Source organism: Vibrio sp. 1288 (assembly GCF_033344475.1).
This window is the reverse complement of the sequence record NZ_JAWPOX010000734.1, coordinates 1-617: the sequence shown is the minus strand read 5'-3', so window position 1 is coordinate 617 and position 617 is coordinate 1. Positions and strand designations below refer to the sequence as shown.

Below are 617 nucleotides of genomic sequence, written 5' to 3'. Positions count from 1 at the left end.
ACACAGCTCTTATCATGGCGAGCAGCTTTTATCATTTTAGGGATGGCGGCACTTGCTGTTGGGGCCTTAGTTTGGGGATGCATGAGAGAGCCTCACGATCAGAACGAGCGGTTAATGACATTACCTCCCGTTATAGAGGCATTTCGCCTTCCTGGAGCGTTGGGTGCGATTGCGGCTATGTGTTTTGGCTTAGGTGGTGGTATTGGTGTGTTCAATCTCATTGGGCTCAATATGCGAGATGTCGCGGGACTGTCGATAAGTTGGATTGGCATGATGTACGCAGCTTTAGGAATCGTGAGTGTTCTTGGAAATCTACTCACGACTCGAGCTTCTCATCGCCTTGGAAGTGGCCGAGCTGTAATGCGTATTGCGCTTATGGTGTGCATGCCATGTAGCATCTGGGTATTTGCGTGTGGTGCGAGCCAATTCGTGGCCTATCTTCCCATATTGGCAATTTGGTCGTTGGCAGGCGGTATAGGCTCTCCGGCTCTACAGGCTTATATAGCGAGCTTATCGGATGAATATCGAGGAGTTCTAATGTCATCTGCGATGAGCATGATGCACTTTGGCGTCGCAATTTGGTCTGCGCTTGCTGGATTTGCCTATGATGTAGGGAG

General features: G+C 49.9%; 1 protein-coding gene. It reads left to right on the top strand.

What is annotated here, in order from left to right; all coding sequences use genetic code 11:
* Positions 1-42: 42 nt before the first annotated feature.
* Positions 43-617: MFS transporter (locus R8O11_RS29060; protein WP_318195101.1), on the top strand; the 575-nt coding region annotated here is incomplete at its 3' end.